This window comes from Streptomyces sp. NPDC059092, from assembly GCF_042756365.1.
Classification (GTDB): Bacteria; Actinomycetota; Actinomycetes; order Streptomycetales; family Streptomycetaceae; genus Streptomyces.
Map to the genome: position 1 here is coordinate 78,151 of NZ_JBHZEJ010000025.1, position 17,012 is coordinate 95,162.

At 71.8% G+C, this 17,012-nt stretch carries 14 protein-coding genes; 8 read left to right on the top strand and 6 right to left on the bottom strand.

Annotated features, from left to right (window positions below; genetic code table 11):
• Positions 1-47 precede the first annotated feature (47 nt).
• The 3 genes from ACFXPL_RS17240 to ACFXPL_RS17250 form a co-directional block, all read right to left on the bottom strand.
• Complete coding sequence (locus ACFXPL_RS17240) at positions 48-1,289, bottom strand: DUF418 domain-containing protein (RefSeq protein ID WP_384919371.1); 1,242 nt, start codon at positions 1,287-1,289, stop codon at positions 48-50.
• A 160-nt stretch (positions 1,290-1,449) separates the two neighbouring features.
• Positions 1,450-1,659 carry a hypothetical protein gene (locus tag ACFXPL_RS17245; protein WP_384919373.1) on the bottom strand — a complete coding sequence of 70 codons (210 nt, stop codon included), beginning with the start codon at positions 1,657-1,659 and terminating at the stop codon, positions 1,450-1,452.
• Between the two features lie 52 nt (positions 1,660-1,711).
• Positions 1,712-4,309 carry a bifunctional FO biosynthesis protein CofGH gene (locus ACFXPL_RS17250; RefSeq protein ID WP_384919376.1) on the bottom strand — a complete coding sequence of 866 codons (2,598 nt, stop codon included), beginning with the start codon at positions 4,307-4,309 and terminating at the stop codon, positions 1,712-1,714.
• A 130-nt stretch (positions 4,310-4,439) separates the two neighbouring features.
• On the opposite strand from ACFXPL_RS17250, the gene ACFXPL_RS17255 reads away from it, so the two are divergent.
• The gene (locus tag ACFXPL_RS17255; RefSeq protein WP_384919379.1) at positions 4,440-4,973 is read left to right on the top strand and encodes a GNAT family N-acetyltransferase; all 534 of its coding nucleotides are present in this window, start codon (positions 4,440-4,442) and stop codon (positions 4,971-4,973) included.
• Positions 4,974-4,987: 14 nt separating this feature from the next.
• Here ACFXPL_RS17255 and ACFXPL_RS17260 read toward each other — a convergent pair whose 3' ends face one another.
• On the bottom strand, positions 4,988-5,581 hold the full coding sequence (locus ACFXPL_RS17260) for a Uma2 family endonuclease (protein WP_384919382.1): 594 nt from the start codon (positions 5,579-5,581) through the stop codon (positions 4,988-4,990).
• 159 nt (positions 5,582-5,740) lie between these two features.
• Complete coding sequence (locus ACFXPL_RS17265; RefSeq protein WP_384919384.1) at positions 5,741-6,223, bottom strand: ATP-binding protein; 483 nt, start codon at positions 6,221-6,223, stop codon at positions 5,741-5,743.
• A 219-nt stretch (positions 6,224-6,442) separates the two neighbouring features.
• Between ACFXPL_RS17265 and ACFXPL_RS17270 the strand changes: the two genes are divergently transcribed.
• The 3 genes from ACFXPL_RS17270 to ACFXPL_RS17280 are packed head-to-tail and all read left to right on the top strand — an operon-like array spanning position 6,443 to position 7,745.
• Positions 6,443-7,294, top strand: coding sequence for a helix-turn-helix domain-containing protein (locus ACFXPL_RS17270; protein ID WP_384919387.1), 852 nt, complete (start codon positions 6,443-6,445; stop codon positions 7,292-7,294).
• Between the two features lie 15 nt (positions 7,295-7,309).
• Positions 7,310-7,501: a DUF397 domain-containing protein gene (locus ACFXPL_RS17275; RefSeq protein ID WP_384919390.1), complete on the top strand. Its 192-nt coding sequence runs from the start codon at positions 7,310-7,312 to the stop codon at positions 7,499-7,501.
• Complete coding sequence (locus tag ACFXPL_RS17280; RefSeq protein ID WP_384919393.1) at positions 7,494-7,745, top strand: DUF397 domain-containing protein; 252 nt, start codon at positions 7,494-7,496, stop codon at positions 7,743-7,745. Before ACFXPL_RS17275 ends, ACFXPL_RS17280 begins: the two co-directional genes overlap by 8 nt.
• 59 nt (positions 7,746-7,804) lie before the next feature.
• On the opposite strand, the gene ACFXPL_RS17285 is transcribed toward ACFXPL_RS17280, so the two are convergent.
• The gene (locus ACFXPL_RS17285; RefSeq protein ID WP_384919395.1) at positions 7,805-10,774 is read right to left on the bottom strand and encodes an ADP-ribosyltransferase; all 2,970 of its coding nucleotides are present in this window, start codon (positions 10,772-10,774) and stop codon (positions 7,805-7,807) included.
• 437 nt (positions 10,775-11,211) lie between these two features.
• Here ACFXPL_RS17285 and ACFXPL_RS17290 point away from each other — a divergent pair, with 437 nt between their 5' ends.
• The 4 genes from ACFXPL_RS17290 (at position 11,212) to ACFXPL_RS17305 (ending at position 16,925) form a co-directional block, all read left to right on the top strand.
• A complete protein-coding gene (locus ACFXPL_RS17290; RefSeq protein WP_384919398.1) occupies positions 11,212-12,759 on the top strand; it encodes a CehA/McbA family metallohydrolase in 1,548 nt (515 codons plus the stop codon).
• 258 nt (positions 12,760-13,017) lie between these two features.
• Positions 13,018-16,227 carry a BTAD domain-containing putative transcriptional regulator gene (locus tag ACFXPL_RS17295; protein WP_384919401.1) on the top strand — a complete coding sequence of 1,070 codons (3,210 nt, stop codon included), beginning with the start codon at positions 13,018-13,020 and terminating at the stop codon, positions 16,225-16,227.
• 231 nt (positions 16,228-16,458) lie between these two features.
• Positions 16,459-16,611 (top strand): hypothetical protein, encoded by a 153-nt coding sequence (locus tag ACFXPL_RS17300; protein ID WP_384919404.1) that lies wholly within the window; start codon positions 16,459-16,461, stop codon positions 16,609-16,611.
• A 146-nt stretch (positions 16,612-16,757) separates the two neighbouring features.
• The gene (locus ACFXPL_RS17305; protein WP_384919407.1) at positions 16,758-16,925 is read left to right on the top strand and encodes a hypothetical protein; all 168 of its coding nucleotides are present in this window, start codon (positions 16,758-16,760) and stop codon (positions 16,923-16,925) included.
• The last annotated feature ends 87 nt before the right edge of the window (positions 16,926-17,012 follow it).

Consider the following 17,012-nt stretch of genomic DNA (forward strand, 5'->3'; position numbering starts at 1 on the left):
ACTGCGCAGCACTGTAATCGAACGGGGACAGTGGGTTGAGGGCGCACTCAGGCGCGCAGAGCGGGCCTCTCCAGATGCGTGGCGGCGCGCAGCAGCCACTCCACCGGACCGATCCGGAACCGCCGCATCCACCAGGCGCTCCACCCCACCTGCACGGCGAAGATCCCCACCGCGACGGCGATCATCCCGGCGTACGGCAGGTGCCCGATGAGGCCGAGACCCGCCCCCGTGAAGATCAGTCCGCAGAGCAGCGACTGGCTCAGGTAGTTGGTGAGCGCCATCCGCCCCGGCCGCGCCAGCACCTCGGCCAGCCGGGCGCCGCGCGCGGTGCGGAAGACCCGCAGCAGGGTGGCGACGTACGCGGCGGTGAGGAAGGGCGCGCTGACGATGTGCGCGATGGGCGCGAAGAGGTTCTCGTCCCCGGCGAAGGTGTAGGCGAGCGACCCCGCCAGACCGACCGGGAAGCCGACGAGCTGGATGAGCTTCAGCCTCCGCCGGTACGCGTCGGGGTCCGCGGCGGCGGTGTGGTCGAGCACGCGGTGCTTGCCGGCTGCCAGTCCGACCAGGAAGGCGGAGAAGGCCAACGGCCCCTGGAAGAAGAGGATCAGCGGAAACGCGGTCGGCAGCGAGGAGAGCCGTTCCCCGACGACGGAGCCGAGCCCGCCCCGCATCGCCTCGGTGGCGTCCCGCCCGTCGGCGAGCATGGTGGCCCGTTCGGCGGCGGTCGGGCCGGCGGAGGCCCCGTCGATGACGGCCACGAGGACGGCCAGCGTCAGGAGGACGAGCGCGATCACTCCGGTGACGATCCCGGCCACCCACAGCGCGCGCCGCGGCGAGATGCCGCGTACGAGGAAGAGCAGCAGCCCGAGGAGCGCGTACGTGACGAGGATGTCGCCGTGGAAGAGCAGCACCGCGTTGGCCACCCCGATCAGGAACAGCCCACCGAGCCGCCGCAGGAACCGGGGCCGGAAGGAAAGCCCGCGCGCGGCGGCGGAGTTGAGCAGGAGGGTGAAGCTGTAGCCGAAGAGGAAGGAGAAGAGGAGATAGAACTTCGCCTCGAAGAAGAACGCGACGATGCCCGAGGCGACATGGTCGTGCCACGCGCTCCGGGCCGGGTCGGGCATGTCCAGGAGGGTGTAACCGCTCGCGAAGAACGAGATGTTGACCATCAGGATGCCGAGGAGCGCGAAGCCGCGGAGCGCGTCGACATCCGCGAGGCGCGCGGTCGGGGCCTTGCCGAGGGCGGGCGGGCCGGAGGTGGCGGGCTCGGTCGGAGGGGGTGCTGTCATACCGTACGACGGTACGGAGCGGGGCCGGGCCGCCGCATCCGACGAAAGTAGCGCGGCGGGTCTCTTCGGTCTGCGGGTCGGTCTGCGGGCGCGAGGCTCAGGTACTCGGGTGCGAGGCTCAGGCACTCGGGTGCGAGGCTTCGGCACTCGGGTGCGGGGCTCAGGTACTCGGGTGCGAGGCTTCGGTACTCCTCAGGTTTGCGCCCGGCGCGGCGGTGAAGGCGTAGCGGGCCTCGTCCGGTCCCAGGACGAGCCGGACGCTCTCCTGGTCGCGGAGGCGCGCGCCCGGCTCGGCGCCGCGCCCGACGAACCGGCGGCGGTGCCCGATCAGTTCGGCCGTCGACGGCCGGTCCGGCTCCGCCCGCGCCACGTACGTACTCCCCCGTGTCCGTCCGGCCCGTTCCCGGGCGCTGGCTCGCCGCTCAGTCTGCCAGCAGGGGCAGCAGCTCCGGCAGGTGTCCGTCCGATGCCGCCGCCGCGTTGACCCGCTCCTCGGGGACCTCTCCGTACAGCGTCGTCCGGGGCTTCGCCGGGCGTCCCGCCGCGTCCGCGATGGCGACCAGGTCCTTCACGGAACGGTAGGAGCCGTAACTGGAGCCCGCCATACGGGAGATGGTCTCCTCCATCAGGGTGCCGCCCAGGTCGTTGGCGCCGGAGCGGAGCATCTCCGCCGCGCCCTCCGTACCGAGCTTCACCCAACTGGTCTGGATGTTGGGGATGTGGGGGTGCAGGAGGAGCCGGGCCATCGCGATCACGGCGCGGTTGTCCCGGTCGGTGGGCCCGGGGCGGGCGATGCCGGCCAGGTAGACGGGGGCGTTGGTGTGGATGAAGGGCAGGGTCACGAACTCCGTGAAGCCGCCGGTCTCCTGCTGGATGCGGGCGAGGGTACGGAAGTGGCCCAGCCAGTGGCGGGGCTGGTCGACGTGGCCGTACATCATCGTGGAGCTGGAGCGGATGCCCAGTTCGTGGGCGGTCTTGACGACCTCGATCCAGGTGGCCGTCGGCAGTTTGCCCTTGGTGAGGACCCAGCGGACCTCGTCGTCCAGGATTTCCGCCGCCGTGCCGGGGATCGAGTCGAGTCCGGCCTCCTTGGCGGCCGTCAGCCATTCGCGGATCGAAAGCCCCGTGCGGGAGGCGCCGTTGACGACTTCCATCGGGGAGAAGGCGTGGACGTGCATGCCGGGTACGCGTTCCTTGACCGCGCGCGCGATGTCGAAGTAGGCCGTGCCGGGCAGGTCGGGGTGGATGCCGCCCTGCATGCAGACCTCGGTGGCGCCGACCTCCCACGCCTGTTCCGCGCGGTCCGCGACCTGGCTGAGGGAGAGGGTGTACGCGTCGGCGTCCGTACGGCGCTGGGCGAAGGCGCAGAAGCGGCAGCCCGTGTAGCAGACGTTGGTGAAGTTGATGTTGCGCGTGACGATGTACGTGACGTCGTCGCCGACCATGTCGCGGCGCAGCTCGTCCGCGATCCGGGTGAGCGCGTCGAGGGCGGGCCCGTCGGCGTGGAGCAGGGCGAGGGCCTGGTCGTCGGTGAGCTTCTCCGGGTCGTCGGCGGCCTGCGCGAGGGCCGTCCGTACGTCGGTGTCGATACGGGAGGGCACCATGCCGGGGGCCGCGGCCTCGCGCAGCGCCTCCCAGTCCCCGTACACCTCGTCGAAGTCGTCGCGCCGGTCGGACGTGCGGCCCTCGGTGTCGATGGTGCGGTGCAGATCGGTGCGCCCGGTGGCGGTGAAGCCCTCGTCCGGCTCCTGCCAGGGCAGCCCTGACGGCGTGACGCCCTCGCGCGCGAGCCCGGTCTCCGGGTCGGCGAGGGCCCGTACGTGCGGCATCAGCCGGGGGTCCAGCCAGGGCTCGCCGCGCTGGATGAACTCCGGGTAGATGGTGAGGCGTTCGCGCAGCTCGAAGCCGGACTCGGCGGTCCGCGCGGCCAGTTCGTCGATCTGCGGCCAGGGGCGCTCGGGGTTGACGTGGTCGGGGGTGAGCGGCGAGACGCCACCCCAGTCGTCGATGCCCGCGCCGATGAACAGGGCGTACTCGCCGTCGACGAGGTTCGGCGGCGCCTGGACGCGGGCGGAGGGGCCCAGGATGTGCCGGGCGACGGCGATGGCCGCGGCCAGCTCCTCCAGCTCTGCGTCGGGCATGCCGCGCATGGCGGTGTCGGGCTTGGCACGGAAGTTCTGGACGATGACTTCCTGGACGCCGTGGTAGGCGCGCTGGACGCGGCGCAGTTCGAAGAGGGCGTCGGCGCGCTCCTCGTACGACTCCCCGATGCCGATCAGCACACCGGTCGTGAACGGCACGTTGGACCGGCCGGCGTCCTCCAGGACCCGCAGCCGGACGGCGGGCTCCTTGTCGGGCGAGCCGTGGTGCGGGCCGCCGGGCTCGGACCACAGGCGCGTGGCGGTGGTCTCCAGCATCATGCCCATGCTGGGCGCGACGGGCTTGAGCCGCTGGAGGTCGGTCCAGGACATCACCCCGGGGTTGAGGTGGGGCAGCAGCCCGGTCTCCTCCAGGACGCGGATCGCCATGGCGCGTACGTAGGCGAGGGTGTCGTCGTACCCCTCGGCCTCCAGCCACTCCCGCGCCTCGGGCCACCGGTCCTCGGGCCGGTCGCCGAGGGTGAACAGCGCCTCCTTGCAGCCCATTTCGGCCCCCTGGCGGGCGATCTCCAGGACCTCGTCGGGCGAGAGGAACATGCCGTGCCCGGCACGGCGGAGCTTGCCGGGGACGGTGACGAACGTGCAGTAGTGGCACTTGTCGCGGCACAGCCGGGTGAGCGGGATGAAGACCTTCCGGGAGTACGTGATGACCCCGGCCCGCCCTGCGGCCTCCAGCCCGGCATCCCGCACCCGCGCGGCGGACGCGGCCAGGTCGGTCAGATCCGAGCCCCGCGCCTGGAGGAGCACGGCGGCCTCGGCGACATCGAGCGCGACACCGTCACGGGCCCGTTTGAGCGCGCGGCGCATGCCGTTGGCGGTCGGCTGTCCGGGCCCGGGACCCTGCGGTGCGCTCGTCGTCATCCTCCGAGCATACGAGCGTCGGGGTGGATCTTGGTTGCGTCACAAGAGGTGGCATATGTCTCTCCCGGGGCCCGAGTAGAAGCACCCCCGCGCAGGTAGGGGCGGGCGACCGGTTTGCGACACTTCGGCCATGGGTGCGGAAACGGGAACGGCGGAGGCGGGAACGCACGGGCACGGGACACGGCCGCCCGGCACGGTCGCGGGGAAGCGGTGGCGCCTGCGCGCCGCCACGGCGGCGGACGTGGAACCGGTGGCCGAGCTACGGGCCACGGTCCTGCGCGCCGACCTCGAACGCCTCGGGCGGTACGACGAGCACCGGGTGCGGCAGCGGCTGCGCGACTCCTTCTCCACGGAGCACACCTCGGTCGTCGTCCTCGACGGCGAACGGGCCGGATGCGTCACGCTCCGCCCCGTGCCCACGGGGCTCCTGTTGGAGCACTTCTACCTCGCCGCCCACCAGCAGGGCCACGGGCTCGGCTCAGCCGTCCTGCGTACGGTACTGAAGCGCGCCGACGCGCAGGGCGCGACCGTCCGCCTCAACGTCCTCCAGGGCAGCGCGGCCCGCCGGCTCTACGAGCGCCACGGCTTCGTCCTGGAGTCCGAGGACCCGGTCGACGTCTTCATGCTCCGCCCACCGGGCGCGGACGCCGCGCCCCTCACCTGACCGTCGCCTCCTGCTCAGTGACGCCCGGCCGCTCCGGCCCCGTACAGCGGAAGGCCGTCCGTGGCCAGATCCCGGCCGAACGGCACGGGCAGCGGGATCACCTCGCCGTACTTGCCCCGCACCATGTCCTGATACGCGCCGTCCCGGGGGCCGGTGTGCAACGCCCACGTACCGTGGCGGGGGTCGATGACGAGCAGCACCGCGACTCCGGCGACGGCGTACCAGTCGTTCTTCTGCGTAATGCCCCGGGCCTTTTCGGACTGGGAGATGACTTCGACCGCGAGCCCTACGTCCGCCGCGTCCGCGAGCCAGTTGTCGTCGTCGTCCCAGGCGTCGGGCAGAACGATCAGGTCGGGCGTCGCGTAGTCGTCAGGGTCGTCAGGCATGGCAACGGAAGAGACCTCGTAGACGGCAAGTCCATCCGGCAGGGCGGGATCCAGTTCCGCCCGCAGGCGCCTGATGACGCCCGCGTGCTTCCCACGGGGAGTCGGGGACATCACGAGACTTCCTCCCAGAATCTGCACCCGCAGACCAGTCGCTTCTTCGATCTTCTCGGCGACCTCGCGCAGATTCCCCGGGCGCGGACGCAGCAACGGCACGACGGACATGGCTGGTGGCCTCCATCCCTGCGGCTCCGGCTCTTCGCCCGCGCGAACGGACACGACGGGAGGGCCCGTGTCCCGCTCTGCGGTGTCTCCACCGTACCGCCACGCATAATCCTGAGCCTCGGACATCACCACTCCTTTCACCGGTTTCCACCCACTCGGTCACGCTACGTCACGCCACTGACATTCGGCCTCGCCGCCCTTGCTCACGCACTCCACCCACAGCAGCTTTCCGCGATGCCCTGACGGCTCGCCGCCCATGCGGTACGCGCCCCAGTCGTCGGCGTAAAGCTGTACGAGCCATAACCCGCGTCCGCGCTCCGGCAGGGCCCCTGCGGCCGAGGTGGGCGCGGGCGGGGTGAGGAGGTCGCCGTTGAACGGGGGCGGGATCTCGGGGTTGCTGTCCCAGACCCCGACCCGGAGCCGGTGCGGTTCCAGGGCGCGGATACGCAGGGCGTACGGGCCCGGCGCGTGCCGGTAGGCGTTGGTGACCAGCTCGCTCGCCAACAGTTCCGCCGTGTCGGTCAGTTCGTTCATCCGGTGCGCCTCGACCACGTTACGGACGGTGCGCCGGGCGACTCCGGGGGCGCGGGGATCGGGCGGGAGTTGAAGCGTGTAGGCCCAGTGCGGGGATACGGTTTGCACGGAAGTCTCCGATCGCGGAGGGGATTTGCCCAGGTATGGGGATGCGAGGTGCGGTGCCCGGTGACCAGGCCGCTCCGTCGAGCGGGGTACTTCCAGGCGGTGGCCTGCCTCAAAGACTAGAGTCGCGACAAAGAAACTTTGGCAGAATTCAAGAAATTCGATGCCAGGTTCCCTCGTGTGAGTGAGGGTGCGCATCTCTTGGCGCCCAGAAGGAGTTGTATGACCGCGAAGCCACCCGCGACGGCCCGTCGCCTCCGCCTCGCCACCGAACTGCGGAGACTGCGTCAGCACGCCGAAATGACGGCAAGCGCGGCGGCGAGTCGACTGGGCACCAGTTCGGGGCAGGTGAGCAACGTCGAGACCGCCCGGTTCGGGGTCAGCGCCGACCGGGTCCGCGCTATGGCGGACGCGTACGGCTGCGAGGACGAGGCGTACATCTCCGCCCTCGTCGACATGACGGGCGACCGGTCACGTGGCTGGTGGGAGCAGTACCGGGGCATCCTCCCCGGCGGGCTGCTGGATCTGGCCGAACTCGAACACCACGCCGTCGCGCTCCGCACCGCGTACACGGCCCACATCCCGGGACTGCTCCAGACCGCCGATCACGCCCGGGTGGTGTTCCAGCAAGTGATGCCCGAGCTGTCACCGCCCGAGATCGAGCACCGCGTCTCGCACCGGGTCAAACGTCAGGACGTCATCTACCGTACGGATCCGATCCGGTACTCGGCGATCGTCCACGAGGCCGCGCTCCGGATGAAGTTCGGGGGCGCGGCCACGGCTCGGCGTCAACTGGAGCACCTGCTCACCATGGGGGAACGCGAGCACATCACCCTCAGCGTGATCCCCTTCGACGCAGGCGCGTATCCCGGTTCGGGGCAGTCGGTCGCGTACGCCGTCGGACCCGTACCGCAGCTCGACACCGTGCATCTTGACCAGTCGCACGGCTCCGTCCTCCTGGACGCCGAGGCACAGCTCCAGAAGTACCGGGCGCTGCTCGACCGCATGGCAGCCGTCGCGCTCAGCCCGGCGAAATCCCGGGACTTCGTCCACTCCATCGCCCAGCAGCTCTGACCGAAAGGACCACTCATGGCCATGGACCACTGGCAGAAGTCTTCGTACTGCGGTGAGGGCGACGCCTGTCTGAGCGTCGCCGCGACGCCCGGCCGTGCGATACAGCTCACCGAGAGCGCCGATCCGGCACATTCCATACTGGCGACCGACCCGGCCACCTGGGCCAGGTTCCTCCGCTCACTCAAGGAGTCCGACAACCATGGCTGACATCCCCGCCGGTCTCGAATGGGTCCGCGCGGCCCCCGAGGGTGACGAAGGGCCCGGGCCGTGGATCGAGGTGGCCGCCGGGGCCGGGGATCTCATTCATCTCCGGGAGACCAGCGACCCCGACACCGTCGTCACCACCACGCAGGTGAAGTGGGAGGCGTTCGTGAAGGGCGTCATGGCCGGGGAGTTCGATCACTTCGCGGAGCTGGGCGAGGATCAGGGCCCGGACGTTTCCCCGGCCTGAGGACGAGGCCGCGACTGCCCCGTGCGGACGGAACCGGCTCGTCCGCACGGGGCACGCCGTCAGCCCGTCTGGGTCATCTTGATGACCTTGACTTCCTTGCCGTTGATGATGCGCGTCTCCTGGCTCGTCATCGTGAACTTCCCGTCGCGCGGGATGAGGACCTCCGACTCCTTGCCCCGGTAGCGGGACAGCGGGTCGATGTTGCGGCCGTTGCTCGTCTCGATTTCGAGCAGCACGTTCTCCCCACCGGTGCCGCCGCCGTTGGCCCGCCCCAGGGCGGTTTCCGCCTTGGTGAGGTCCGTGGACGTACTCAGGTACTCGGGGAAGTTGACCTCGTTGCCGTTGGTCAGTTGCTGGAGGACGCTGTCCGGCATGAACGTGCCCCGGTAGACGGTGAGATCGGGAACCGGCGGCAGATGGCTCAGCGCCTCGTCCATCAACTGCACCTTGGCACCCGGGTTCTTGAACGACCCCGGCGCGCTCCCGGTCCGCAGGTACTTGTTGAGGTCAGCGGCCCAACTGCCGGTGTAGTTGGCGACGACGAGCGCGTCCTGGGCCGTGAAGTTCTCGGTCAGAGGGTTATTCCTGGCGATTTCCTCGACCTGCCGCGCCCACTCCTTGCTCGCGGCGGGACCCGGCGTGTACGGCGGGATGTCGTCGAGCGCGTGCAAGGGATCGCCCTGACGGGCCTCCTGGTCCTTGTCAGCACGGTCCAGTTCGTCGGTCTTGTCCTGTTCCTTGTCGCTGTCCTCGTTGTTCGAGTTGTCGCACTTGGTTTTGAAAGCGTCCGCAGCCGCCTTCTCGGCCTCCTCATAGGTGTCGTACCCGGGGACCGTGGTTGCGCCGGCCGCCTTGGCGGCGGCGGCCATCTCCTCCGTCAGGGACTTGGCCGCCTGATCGCTGGGAGAGGGCTCGCCACCCGCCGCCAGGATGAGACGGCCGGTGGATCCGGCGTACGTCACGGTGGGGAAGGCGACGGCCTTGGAGGCGTCGTCGCAGTCGTTCTTGGGCTTCTCCTCGGGCTTCTGCTCAGGCTCGGTCGGATCCGCCGAGGGCTGACCGCCGGATGAGGATCCACCGGTGCTCGGGCCGCCGTTGCTGCTGCCGCCGGAACTCGAACCGCCGCTCGCACCGCCGCTGGACCCGCCGCTGGAACCGCCGCTCGCACCGCCGCTGGACCCGCCGCTGGAACCACCGCTCGCACCGCCGCTGGACCCGCCGGAGCTGGAACCGCCACTCGCACCACCACTGGAGCCGCCGCTGGAGCCGCCGCTGGCTCCACCGGAGCTGGAACCGCCACTCGCACCACCACTGGAGCCACCACTCGCGCCACCACTGGAACCGCCGCTGGCTCCACCGGAGCTGGAGCCACCACTGGACCCACCGCTGGAACCACCACTCGCACCGCCACTGGACCCACCGCTGGAACCGCCCGAGCTGGACCCGCCCGAGCTGGAACCACCACTGGCTCCACCGCTCGCACCACCGCTCGCACCGCCGGAGCTGGAACCACCGCTCGTCCCGCCGGTCGCGCCGCCCGAATCCGAGCCGCCGTTCGCCCCACCGGAGTCCGAGCCCCCGCTGGAGCCACCGCTGGCCCCGCCGGACGCGCCGCCGGAGTTCGAACCACCGTTGGCGCCCCCGCTCGCGCCACCGGAGTTCGTCCCCCCGTTGGAGCCACCACTGTTCCCACCGGACGTCCCGCCGGACGTCCCGCCGACCGCACCGCCGACGGCGCCCCCACTGTCGTCGTCACCGCCGGTACTTCCGCCGTTGTTCCCGCCGCTGTCGCCTCCCGTCGAGCCGCCGGACGTGGAACCGCCGCTGTTCGTCCCTCCGACCGCCCCACCGGTCGAGCCTCCGGAAGCGGTGCCCCCGGTGCTGGCGCCACCGGAAGCACCACCGGAATCGCCTCCGGTCGCACCTCCGGCGCCCGTGGTACCCCCGTTGTCATCACCTCCGGTGGCCGTACCACCGGAAGTTCCGCCACTGGCGCCGCCACTGGCACCGCCGGTGACACCGCCGTTGGCACCGCCATCAGCTCCACCACTGGCGGTGCCGCCGGCACCGGAGTCGCCGCCCGAGTCGCCTCCGGTCGCACCTCCGGAGCCCGTGGCACCTCCGTTGTCACCGCCGCCGTTGGCGGAACCGCCGGTGCTCGTGCCTCCGTTGTCACCGCCACCGTTGGCCGAACCACCGGTGCTCGTACCGCCGTCGGCCGAACCGCCCGTGGTCGTACCGCCGTTGTCGTCGCCGCCGGTCGAGCCGCCCGTGGCGCCTCCCGTGGCGCCCCCCGTGCTGCCCCCGGTGGTTCCGCCCGTCGTACCGCCCGACGTGCCGCCCGTGGCTCCGCCCGCCGCGTCGCCGGACGCTTCGCACGACTCGCCCGTGAGATTGCAGACCGCCTCGTGCAGTCCACCGGTCAGGCGGCTGGAGATGCCTCCGGTGACGATCGCCAGGATGATCACCGAGACGACCACGATCATGCCCAGGTACTCCACGGACGTCTGGGCCCGGTCACGCCGCCGGAAGAGCCCGCGCGCGAAGGAGAACCCGGAGAACCACTCCCTGAGGCTCTTCCCGGGAGGCCGCACCCCCGACCACGTACGGCTCCCCGGCCGGAGGAGGAACACCAGGATCATCAGCGGCAGCACCAGTTGTGTGAGGCCCTGTACCGAACCGGTGGCGATGTTGAACAGGCTGCCGCAGAACAGCCACACCTGTACGGCGACCAAGCCGCCCCAGACACGGACGGCGCCCTCGCGAAGGCGCCAGGTGAGCACCCACGCCAGCACGCCCGGCGCCGCCGCGTACAGCGCGAGGCCGAAGAGCGTGGGGGTCATCAGGCCCGTGGACACGGCCTCGCCGATCAGCCCGAGCCCGCCCACGACCGTGAGCCCGAAGAGCACGTGCAGCAGTACGCGCGCGGCGCGGAGAGAGGGCGGCAGCGCGCGCTCCCGCTGCTCGCCGGGGTGCCGCGCGAGGATGCCGGTGTGCGTGTGAAGACCGAGCCCGGACAAGTGACTCACCCAACGCTTCTTTTATGTAGGTGAACTGACCTGCTCCCACACGCGGTCGCGTCAGGGCCGGTCCACCGTTCCCACGGACCGTCGCCCTGCTCGCTCCCCCGCTTGCGGGTCCCCCGGAGCCACGACGAAGGCTAAGTCCGGCCCGGGGCCCAGGGACAGGGCCCGTGGGCCCATGCGCGGGCCTAAAGACCCTGAACGAACCGGGGGCGTTCCGCCGGGGAACGGCTCTGGAACACCGGCGGTCGGGCAGGTGGGCCGCGATCCGGCCGGACGGCGAGGCCGAACAGGACGGGACGGCACGGCGGGCCATCCGTCCGCTGTCTTCCCGCCATCCACCGCCCGCGTGACCTTGCGCCCCGGTTCACCCCGGACTACGAGAGTGGCGGGGCACCAAGCCCCTCCCGTCCCCTCGCCCCCTCGCCCCTGGAGCAGCCGGTATGAGCCAGTCCATCGGACGACGCGGACTCCTGGTGACGGGAGCCGCCACCGCGCTTACGTTGAACACCGTGAGCTTCGCGAACGCCGCTTCCGCCGCCTCCCCCGACCCCTCCTCGACCGGCCCTGCCGCCGACGGCAGACGGACGAAGACCGTCCGTGGCACGCTGCCGCCCGGCTCCCCCGACTTCGTCCATCTCCCCGTCGAGGTACCGCGCGGCGTCAACGAGATCCATGTCGCCTACTCGTACGAGCGACCCGCCGTCCCGGCCGGCACCCAGGGCAACGCCCTCGACATCGGCCTCTTCGACGAGCGCGGTACGGAGCTGGGCGGCCGGGGCTTCCGCGGCTGGTCCGGCGGGGCCCGCACCGAGTTCTTCGTACGCGCCGACGCGGCCACCCCCGGCTACATCCCGGGCCCGGTCCGCGCGGGCACCTGGCACATCGCGCTCGGCCCGTACACCGTGGCGCCGCAGGGGCTGCCGTACGAGGTCACCATCACTCTCACCTACGGCGCCCCCGGCACCACCCCGCCCCCCGTGCACCCGCCCCAGCGGGCCAAGGGGCGCGGCCGGGCCTGGTACCGGGGCGACTGCCACATCCACTCCGTGCACTCCGACGGGCGGCGCACCCCCGCCGAGATCGCCGCGCTCGCCCGCGCGGCCGGGCTCGACTTCATCAACTCCAGCGAGCACAACACGTATTCGGGGCACCGCGCCTGGGAGGGGCTGTGGGGCGACGACCTGCTGATCCTCACCGGCGAGGAGGTCACCACCCGCAACGGCCATGTCCTGGCGCTCGGTACGGACCCCGGCACGTTCATCGACTGGCGCTACCGGGCCCGCGACAACCGCTTCGGGCGTTTCGCGCGCGAGATCTCCCGCGCGGGCGGCCTCGTCGTCCCCGCCCATCCGCACGGCACCTGCCTGGGCTGCAACTGGAAGTTCGGCTTCGCGGACGCCGACGCGGTGGAGGTGTGGAACGGCGCGTACACCCCGGACGACGAGATCTCCCTCGCCGAGTGGGACAACTCGCTGGTGGCATCGGTACGTTCGGGCCGTACCGGCGGCAGGGGGCCGACGTGGACCCCCGCGATGGGGAACAGCGACGCCCACCGCGACCCCGACCCGATCGGCACCCCGCAGACCGTCGTCCTCGCCGACGACCTCTCCCGCGAGGCGATCCTCGCCGGGATCCGCGCGGGCCACAGCTACGTCGCCGAGTCCGCGGCGGTCTCGCTGACCTTCGGCGCGGCGGGCGGCAGGGGGCTCCACGCGGGCATCGGCGACCGGCTGCGCGTCGCCCATGACGCCCCGGTGACCGTACGCCTGGAGGTGACCGGCGCCCCGGGCTGCACCGCGTACTTCGTCACCGACCAGGGCCCGTTGTACAGCTCCGCGCTGCCGGAGTCGGGGGCGGGCGCGGTGGAGTGGCGCACGACCGCCTCGTACGCCGCCTACGTACGCGCGGAGGTGCGGCACGCCCCGAAGGTGGCCGGGCTGCCGGGGGCGCTGGCGGCGTTCACGAACCCGGTGTTCCTCGGGGAGTAGGGGCGCCCGGGACACCCGCGCCGGTCCGTGATGCCCACCCGCCTGTTCCGGACGGGTCTGCGGAGAGTGAAGGGGTAGAGAGAACGGGAGGGAGGCGGTGGGACCACGCCGCCCCCTCGTTCGCCCCGTAACTCTTGGGCCACATACGGTCTTTAACCTGTCGAGGGCTTGTGCAGAGCCTTACTCACTGCTGACGCACGGCCCCCGACAAGGCAGACTGTGCGGGGCGATACCGGTGAACGGCGGGCAGGGGGAGCTATGGGCCTCGACGGCGGGCCACGTGTACCGGAGCAGTGGACTCCGGCCGCGCCGAGCGGCGTGGGCAGGACCGGCACGACCAAGGGCACCAACAGCGCGAACGGCACCCACGGCGGAAGCAGCACCGGCGCCAACGGCGCGGGCGCCGGCGCACGGGCGGTCAGCGGCAGCACGCTCGACGGCAAGGTGCTCGACGACAAGGTGCTCGACGGCAAGGCCGACAGCACCGTGCCCGGCGCCCCCAACGAATCCGTCCACCTGCGCTTCAGCGTGCTCGGCCCCGTACGCGCCTGGCGCGGTGGTGAGGCGCTGCCCCCCGGGTCGCCGCAGCAGCGCGCCCTGCTCGCCTCGCTCCTCCTGCGCGAGGGCCGTACCGCCACCGCCGCCGAACTCATCGACGGGCTCTGGGGCGACGAACCGCCCTCGCAGGCCCTCGCAGCCGTCCGTACGTACGCCTCCCGTCTGCGCAAGGTCCTCGCCCCCGGCGTGCTGGTCAGCGAGTCCGGCGGCTACGCGCTGCGGACCGACCCCGACGCCCTCGACCTCAACGTGGCCCAGGAGCTGGCGGCCCACGCGGACAAGGCGCGCGCCGCCGGCGACCGCGGCCAGGCGCGTTCCCTGATCAGCAAGTCGCTGAACCTGTGGGACGGCGAGACGCTGGCCTCCGTGCCGGGACCGTACGCCGAGACGCAGCGCACCCGGCTGGAGGAGTGGCGCCTCCAGCTCACCGAGGACCTGCTCGACCTGGATCTGGAGGTCGGCGCCCACACGGAGGCCGTCTCCGAGCTGACCGCCCTGACCGCCGAACACCCGCTGCGCGAACGGCTGCGCGAGCTGCTGATGGTGGCGCTCTACCGGAGCGGCCGGCAGGCGGAGGCGCTCGCCGTGTACGCCGACACGCGCCGGCTGCTCGCCGACGAGCTGGGCGTGGACCCCCGGCCCGAACTCTCCGAACTCCAGCGCCGCATCCTCCAGGCCGACGCGGACCTGGCGCGCCCGCCGGAGGAGCCTGAGCCGGTGCACTCCGTACCGCGCCCCGCCCAACTTCCGGCGACCGTACCGGACTTCACCGGCCGCGACGCCTTCGTACGGGAGCTGGGCAACCGGCTGGCCACCGCCGAGGGGTCCGTCATGGCGGTCTCCGCGCTCGCGGGGATCGGCGGCGTCGGCAAGACCACGCTCGCGGTCCACGTCGCGCACGCGGCCCGCGCGCACTTCCCCGACGGCCAGTTGTACGTGGACCTCCAGGGCGCCGGGACGCGGACGGCGGAGCCGGAGGCCGTCCTGGGCTCGTTCCTGCGGGCGCTCGGCACTGCAGATGCGGAGATCCCCGACTCGCTCGCCGAGCGCTCCGCGCTCTACCGCTCCGCGCTCGACGGCCGGCGCGTCCTCGTCCTGCTGGACAACGCCCGGGACTCCGCGCAGATCCGGCCGCTGCTGCCCGGTACGACGGGGTGCGCGGCCCTGATCACCAGCCGGGCCCGGCTGGTCGACCTGGCCGGCGCGCACCTCGTGGACCTCGACGTGATGTCGCCGGAGGAGGCGCTCCAGCTCTTCACCCGCATCGTCGGTCCCGAGCGGGTCGCCGCGGAGCGCGAGGCGGCGCTCGACGTGGTCGCCGCGTGCGGCTTCCTCCCGCTCGCCATCCGGATCGCGGCGTCCCGCCTCGCGTCCCGCCGCACCTGGACGGTCTCGGTCCTCGCGGCGAAGCTCGCCGACGAGCGGCGCAGGCTGGACGAGTTGCAGGCGGGCGACCTCGCGGTCGCCGCCACCTTCGAACTGGGCTACGGCGCGCTGGACCACGCCCAGGCGCGGGCGTTCCGGCTGCTCGGTCTGGCCGACGGCCCCGACATCTCGCTGGCGGGCGCCGCCGCGCTGCTCGACCTGGACCAGCGGGAGGCGGAGGACCTGCTGGAGTCGCTGGTCGACACGTCCCTGCTGGAATCGGCCGCCCCGGGCCGCTACCGCTACCACGATCTCGTACGGCTCTACGCGCGTGCCTGCGCCGAGCGCGACGAGCAGGGCCCCTCGGAGCGGCGGTGCGCGCTCTCGCGGCTGCTGGACTTCTACCTGACGACATCGGCGCGGGTGTACGCGCTGGAGCGCCCCGGCGACCGGCTGGTCGACCACCTGGAGCCGACGTCGTACGCGGGGCTGTCGTTCACCGACCGGCACGACGCGCAGGACTGGCTGTACGCGGAGGCCAACTGCCTGCTGGCGTGCGTACGCCAGTCCGCCGACGGCTCTCCCGCCGCGACGGCCGGTTCCGCTACGGACGCGTCCGGTACGGGCGGTACGGACGCGTCCGGTACGGGCACGCTGCGCCGGGCCGTGGACCTGCTCTGGGCGTCCCTGGACCTCGGCGAGTCGGGGGCCAACTCCAAGGAGTACGAGGCGACGGCGCGGGCCGTACTGGCCGCGGCGCGCGCCCTCGGCGACGACCGGGCCGAGGGCCGGGCGCTGATCGCCCTGAGCAACGTGCACCTGGTCACGGGCCGGTTCGACCAGGCCGACGAGGAGACCGGGCAGGCCATGACGCTGGCCGAGCGCACGGGCGACACCCTGACCATCTGCTGGGTGAGCAACCTCCGCGGCGCGATCGCCGTCTACCAGAACCGTTTCGCGGACGGGGAGGCCCATCTCAAGCGCGCGGCGGACGACTTCCGGGCCGCGGGGAACGCGCCCGGGGAGGCGTCCGCCCTCTGCAACCTCTCCCGCGCCCATCTCGCCCTGGGACGTACGGCCAGCGCGGTCTCCCTCGCCAAGGAGGGCATCCGCATCTACGACCGGATGGGCAACGCCCTGCGCGCCGCGAACGCCCGCTACGCGCTGGCCGTGGCCCTCACCGCGAGCGGCCATCTCTCCGACGCGGCCCAGCGGCTCCTGGAGGCCCTGGACACCTTCCGCGACAGCAGGCAGCGGCTCTGGGAGGGGATGACGCTGTTCCGTCTCGCCGAGGTCGATCTCGCGGGCAGGCGTCCCGCGCCGGCCGCGTCCAACGCGGAGATGGCGCTGATCGTGCTGCGCGGCATCGGCGGGGAGTGGCGGCGCGCCCAGGTGCTGACCACGCTCGGCCGGGCCCTGAGCGGCATAGGGCAGACGGGGCGCGCCCAGGTCTGCTGGCAGGAGGCGCTGGACATCTTCGAGGAACTGGGTTCCCCCGAGGCGACAGAGGTGCACAGCCTCCTCACCTCCTCCGCAGCCGCGTAACCGCCCCACCAGCGCCCCCGTACAACGGGTCTGGCCTGCACGTTCATCAATCGTTTAGCGGTGCACGGCATTGTCGTCCACGTCGAATCCGTTGCGTCGGGGGGCAGACGGATCGATGTGAGGCCGAACCCCTAGGGTGGGCGGCCTTGAGACGCCCGTCCGGCTATTCGGGGGAACGGCCGGACGGGCCTCATGCCCCACCAGATCGCTCTTCACGAGGGAGTTCAGGCCATGAGCGAGAAGAAGACCGAGAAGACCGTCAAGCCGCAGGGCGACACGCACATCACCGGCGAGCCGGACACCACGCCCAAGCCGCTCGACACGCACATCACCAGCGGTGACATCACCACGCAGGACACGCACATCACCAGTGAGCCTGCCTGATCAAGCCTCTTCGACGGGGGTATCGGCCGCGGCGGCGCGGAGGGGGAGCCGCCGCGGCCCTGGCGTGTCAGGGGCCGGAACCCCTGATACCACTTACCGACGCGCCGTCGACGGTTGTGACAGTGCCTACCGGAAAGAATTTCGACATGACACTTCAGATATCCCTCGCCAAGAGAATCCTGGTCACGACCGCGCTGATCGTCGCGGCGGGCGCGGCGGCGGCGTCGCCGGCCCTCGCCGGTGACATTCACATCACCGACCACCCCCAGGACCGCCATGTCACCGTCGAGCCGCAGGATGTCCACATCACCTGAGCCGCGACCGGCCCGGCGACCCGCCGGGCGACGACGAACGAACGACACGGAGAGGGCCGAGCATGACGCTCGGCCCTCTCCGTCCTG